This is a genomic window from Microseira sp. BLCC-F43 (assembly GCF_041929235.1).
Taxonomy (GTDB): domain Bacteria; phylum Cyanobacteriota; class Cyanobacteriia; order Cyanobacteriales; family Aerosakkonemataceae; genus Microseira.
The window spans coordinates 1-6326 of the sequence record NZ_JBHFNP010000239.1; the positions used below are offsets into that span (position 1 = coordinate 1).

The 6326-nt window shown below is 41.9% G+C and carries 3 protein-coding genes; all 3 read right to left on the bottom strand.

Going from position 1 to position 6326, the window contains the following annotated elements:
- The coding region (locus tag ACE1CM_RS32475; protein WP_374883008.1) for a hypothetical protein at positions 1-2564 on the bottom strand (2564 nt) is incomplete at its 3' end.
- A complete protein-coding gene (locus ACE1CM_RS32480) occupies positions 2542-4824 on the bottom strand; it encodes a hypothetical protein (protein WP_374883009.1) in 2283 nt (760 codons plus the stop codon). The genes ACE1CM_RS32475 and ACE1CM_RS32480, both read right to left, overlap by 23 nt.
- An 86-nt stretch (positions 4825-4910) precedes the next feature.
- Positions 4911-6125, bottom strand: a complete 1215-nt coding sequence (locus ACE1CM_RS32485) for a DUF4159 domain-containing protein (RefSeq protein ID WP_374883010.1) — start codon at positions 6123-6125, stop codon at positions 4911-4913.
- Positions 6126-6326 lie beyond the last annotated feature (201 nt).

A 6326-nucleotide genomic window follows, 5' to 3' on the forward strand; every position in this document is an offset into this window, starting at 1 on the left:
TGTTGCGGTTTGCATTGACTCAGGGGAATTGTCTTTTTAGTCACCACTCCATCACTTCCCTGCTGCAGAATTCTCAATTCTTTAATTTGACTAGAGTTGCTGATAGTCCAACTTAAAAGAATTGGTTCTTGATATTCATAAGCGAGTTTGTTAGGAACAATTCTGTCTATTTTCGGTACGGGTAATGGTTTAACTACAATCGTATCGGTTTCTTTAACATCTGAAGGTTGGTTGGGATTTTCCCTAGAAATCACTTCTAGTTTGTAAGTATAACTCCCTGCTTTGTTAGGAGTCATGCGGATATTTTCACAGATGAGAACCTCTGGTGCAGGTTCAATTTTAAATGGATTAATTGGTTGAGAAACTGCGGGTGCGGGTTTCAATTGTTGAGGTTTGCATTGATTCAGAGGAATTGTGTTTTTAGTCACCGCTGCATCACTACCCTGTTCAATAATCCTCACTTCTTGAATTTGACTGGGGTTACTAAGTCTCCAACTCAGAAAAATTGGCTCTTTGTATTCATAGGTAAGTTTATTCGGTAAAATTTTGTCAATAATTTTCGGTATGGGTACGGGTTGAATTGTGATGGTATCGGTTTGTTTGGTATCTGAAGGTTGGGTGGGGTTTTGCTTGGGAAACACTTCTAATTTAAAAGTATAATCCCCAGCTTGGGTAACGTTTGTAGCTATGCCTTGACAAACGAGGACATCTATATTGTTGATTTTTTCAATTTTTCCCGTACTCAGCGCTTGAACTTGAGGTTTCAATTCTTGAGGGGTACACTGGATGAAAGTTTTTTTGACAGGTGAACCGTTACTGACCTGCTGGGTTAAAATCAAATTTTGAATTTGGTTCGGATTGCTGATTTTCCAATTCAGAAAAACCTGATCTTTGAGAACTTCTCGATAAATTGGCTTGTTCGAGGAAAATTCAATAATTTTTGGCGTATCGATTGGTTCAATAATAATAGTATCTGTGTCTTTGGAGTCTGTTGGTTTATTTTGTCCTTGGGAATAAAGTTCGATTTTAAAAGTATACTCGCCCGCTTTCTTAATTTCGGTTGGTATATTCGTGCAGTTGAGGTTTTGGTTTTGAAGTTGGCAGAACTTTACTAGCTGGTTGTAGTCGTAACTGATTATCTTTCCCGTTCCTTCACGGCTTTGAGGGATAATTTTTAATGTCGATAGTTTTGGGTTATTTTGAAATCGCCAATCTTTAAATTCCCAATTCCGCCAATCACGAATGGAGAAGTTTAAAATAACTGTCTCTCCGTCAAGTTCTTGATAAACCTTTTCGGTCGGATCAACTTTATTAAGTTTGGGTTGAATTAAAACTTTTTGCCAGTATAAAAATGCTCCGACAGAAATTAATCCCAAAGCTAGTAAAAGCAGTAGGAGAATGGGTAGCCAAATTTGCCACCAAGGACGGGGTTCCCATATTATCGTTCCTTGGGGTAATTCTTTGGGAAGTTGTGGCGGTTTGGTGTTTTCTGGTAGGAATAATAGCTTGTTGTTTTCGAGTTCTAGGACAAAATTAAATTCGAGTGCTTTTCCCCAGAGAGGACGCCGCCACCACTTGCGGGGTTTTGCATTTAAGGGGATGGTGCTGGTGTATCCGGGCGGTATTGGTACTGGGAGACTTTCGGGGGTATAGGTGAAAAGTTCCTCGCGATCGCTGGCAGAAATGGCAATTTCGCGGGTAATATTACCCCCGTTAATTAACTGAACTTGAAATTTACCTTGTTGGGTTGGTATTTTGAGCAAGAGGGGATGCAACTCGACGGTTAATGTTTCGTCGGGAAGAAGTTGCAGGTAAACTACATCCAACAAAACTAAATCTTCTTCTTTGTTTCTAGATATCAGGCGGACGGTGGGAAAGTAATTACCTGCTGGTGTATATTGGGGCGGATGTAAAATTAAGGTAATTTCGCCTGTTTTACCTGGGTTCAATTGCAACCCATCGGTTTCTTGGACTAATCCAGCGGTTTCTAATCCGCTTTCTGGATAGCGGATGGTATACCAGTCGGTTGATAATTCCGGGCAAGTTAAATAAAAGCGATCGACTCTTTTAGAACGGTTTTCAACGGTAACTTTTACTTCTAGTTTTTCTCCTGCTTTGAGAAGATAAGGGTTAGCAGAGTTGGTTAATGGGTGTAAGGTAAATCCGGGTTCATTTCCCCATTCTGCATCTTGATCGGAACGCAAAACCCGCAGTTGCTGAGTCCGGCGAAAAATTTTGTCGGGGTATTGAACTGGCGCTTCAATTAAAATTTCATAGTTGTATAAGTCTGGGGTTGCTTGCGCTGGAATTTCAAAAGACAAAATAACTTTGCGGTCTTCTTTTGCCTCTAATCTCAGGGGGTTCGGTTCGCTGAAAGTACACCACTGTAGCAAGGGTTCTGATTTGGCGTCGGTGGCGGCGATCCAAATATCAATATCGGCTTTTTTCTCGCCTAAATTTTTGACAATGATAGGACGTTGAGCTGTAGAACCTCTCGTAATTTGGTTGGCGTCTAAGGAGAGGTCTTCGATAAATAAGGGGTTATTTGCAATTTGCATTGTCATTGTTGTTTATCCCCTGGACGCGATAGAGTCTGACTCGATATTGATCGTCGCCGGTGGCGATGAGGAGGTAATCGTCTACTGCTTTTATATCCACGCTGTTGAGTCTAATTCCGGGAGAAGAGGCGATGATTTTTCCGTTTTGGTTTTTTGGCGTTCGCATTCTATTCTCCAATTCCCACAGCATGACTTTTCCATCATCTCCCACGCTAGCTAAATAGCAACCATTTTGCGTCAATGCTACCGAACGAACGGGTTGGTTATTGTGACCATCTCGCCACTGATCTAAGATAGCATTGTCGCATTCTAGCGAAGTGATAAGATTTCCCACCCCATCTTTTTTTTGATTCTGCACACCTTTTTCAATTTCCTCTAGCTGTTTATCGCGGATGCATTGGCGGACTGCATTCATACTCCAGAGGGTAATGTATCCTTCGTTATCCGATGATGCTAATAGATTTTTCTTGTCTGAGATCGCCAGTCCATCAATGTATTGATTTTGCCCCATTACCGGGTCAAATTTATTGTCTTTTTTCCAGTCTTGCCATTGATATTTTAGTGGGTAAATCCTGCTGTTAATCCAGTCCCACAAGGCTAATTTATTGTACCGTCCTCCCACCACAACCAGAGTGTTTGGTCTTTCCTGCTGATTTTCGCTCAAACTCAGCGCATAAACAGTAAAACCAGCATCTGCAATTCGGGGATTTTTAGTGCCAAATTCCAAATTCCACTGCCGCACAATCCCGCTACCATGTCCGCTGAATAAATAGCGGGAATCTTTGGTAAAAGCAAGGTCAAAAACCCTGTCTGTTCCCGTATAAATAGACTGGGGAGGAATCTTGGTTAACACGTTCCAAAGTTTAATATCGCCACTTTCTAATCCGGCGGCGATGACATAGTCTTCCCTGGGACTTTGGCGTAGCACCCGCACTGCTTTTTCAGTTTTATCGGCAATAAACCCCTCATATTTAAGGCGACGAATATCCGGTTTCCAAGGACTTCTATCTACTTGCCAAAGTCGTATTGTTTGGTCGCTGGAACCGCTGACGACTAAGCTGCCATTCCCAATTAAACGCACCGAATGAACGGGGCCTTTATGATAATCTTGAGGATGAAGATACCACAACAACCAAAGCAGCAGCAGGGTTAAAACCAACCCCAAAAACTGCAGCAAAACCGGAATTATTGGCAAAACTTGCAGTTCCAAAACTTGGGTGCTGGGATTAGGACGAATTTGGGTGCTGGGAAACCCTGTATCGGGTTCTTTTAAAATTGGCGAAACTTCAAAAAATAATCGCCGTTTTAACCACCACCAAGGTCGTCGCTTTTTGGCTACCAAGTACATCGGTTTCGCTTCCCCCGGTTCCAGGTTTATGCCTTCAGGAATCACTAACTCGCATTGCTTTTTATCTGTCTCTGAAACTTGGATATCAACCTGTTGGGGTAAATTGCTGTTATTTTCAAATCGCAGTTCGTAAGTTGGAAATTTAGATTTCTTCCCATAAACTTTTCCTTTTAATCGCGGCATTCTTTGCACTTTGGGGTTACAGCTAAACTCCACAGTCCCTTGGGGTAAAACTTCTAAAGTCCCTTGTTCGCGGGGATTGCGGGTACTGGTATTGGATTTCGCTTCAATCGTGAAATCATATTCTTGACTGAGAGTTTCAGGATTTCTTGGAGGTTGACACCAGAAACTGGTCTTTTTGTAATCTCCCGCATCGATTTGAAAGCTTTGTGTAGTTCCTTGGGTCATCCACTCTGGACTTAATCCAGAAATATTGAGTGTGACTGTAGTAGCTTTTGGACTTAAGTTATAAACTATGACCGGAATTTCTATTTCATCCCCCGGAAAGACTTTGAGGTCTTTAACTGGGAGGTAAAGCTGCAAAGGTTTGATAGCTTTTTCAATCTTTAATCTGAGTTTTTGGCTAGTAAATAACTGGGAAAATTCAACGGAAAATACTCTTAAAGTCACGTCAATCGTCGTCTCGTAAACCTGAATCGGCGACTTGGTAATAACTACGTGAAATGTTGTACTAGACCCAGGGGGTTTTTTCGCCGATACTTCTGGATTTAAGCTGTACCATTTAATATTAGAGTCTGGTTCTGCTCCAATCGTTGTCAGTTCTAAATAAAAGCTGGCGAATTTATCGCTTTCGTTGACAACGGTTACCTCAAATTCGTTATCGCCAGTGCTACTTTCATCGCCAGGGGTTAACTTTAGCTCTTTTTTGGAAACTATTGCTTTAACAAGATTTGGCATAATTGCTAATTGGTGATTGCTAATTGCTAATTGCTAATTGCTAATGGGTATTTTATTGCCGATTACCCATTACCCATTCCCAAAAACTATTGCATTAACTGGATCATTTGTCGCCGCCGCCACGCCCAATGCAGGATGTTAATTCCTAACTCTTGTGCGGTACGGATTTCGTTGCGTTCGCGCAAATATTCCTCATCCAATCCCCAAGCTTCAGATAAAGCACCCCTGACTAAAATAACCCCACCGCCTGACCAGAGTTCAATCTGTTGTTGATTAACATTCGGGAGTGCGCCAAATAAAAAAGGTTGCGATCGCAGAGGATGTTTGCGGCTGATTTCTTGCCAATTTTTCAAATCAATTTCTAACTCATCTGTAATAATATCGTTAATAATGATATCGGCTAAATCTTCATTATAACTGGGAGAATCTATTAAAACAATCCCTCCTTTTCTTAAATAGCTTCTGAGCGTTTCAATTTCTTCCTCGTCAAACTCGACGATTTGCGAATCTGCCAGATAAAGTAAGTCATAAGCGTCTACACTTCTGGTAGTTTGTAAGCTGACTTTCCCGATTTCTGTTTCTCCCTGTAGAGACGGGTAAAGTGCGGCGACAGATTGCATTAAATACGAAAGGTTTTCTTCTATTTTATTACTTGTACCATTATCGTAATCCGCCTCCTTTTGTTTCATTTGAGCTACCTTCACCACCGCTTCCGGTCTAGCTTTGGCTTGCATTCGGTAGCGTAAATCTAACTGATTCGCATCAGGAAATAAAACATCGCTTGGTTTTTCCAGTTTAACGATACCGGGTTGCAATGCAATGCGACACAATTCTACTTGATGGTATTCGGGGGGAGTTGTTCTTTCATCAAACCGAATCCATTCCCTCAACAATTCGGAGTTTTGTTGCCGATCGGGATTGTAAGGATCTACATAACTGACCACTAAATAAACTGTCAAACTTCCCCTGAGTGGCGCTGGGGTGCGAATGCGATATTTGCGGTCGATCGCCGCATCAACAACAATAGGATTTCCTTCTACATCAATCGCAATTCCCGGTTGAATTTCTACCCAACGTCCGTCTCTAAATTCAGCAGCTGCTTCTGCTGGTGCGTCGATTAATCTTACCCCCAATCCCCAAACAATTCCCGGTTGATTGAGTGACTGATAGTGAAGGTTTTGGCGGCGGCGATGATATTCATGCGCCAGCAACCACCTTTTGGAATTCATCATCAGTCCGTCATAAACGTGAAGGCGCTCGAAAGGATTTATCGGTGGTAGAGGAAAAGATTGATGAGTCATACCATTTCAGATTTCAGATGTCAGATTTCAGATTTCAGATTTTTTCTTTTGTCCCCCCCTTGATAAGGGTAGTCAAATTTTTGCTCTTGTCCCCCCCTTAGATAAGGGGGGTTAGGGGGGATCGGATTTCAACTATCAATCATATTTGATATTTTTGCTCTTGTCCCCCCCTTAGATAAGGGGGGGTAGGGGGGATCTGAT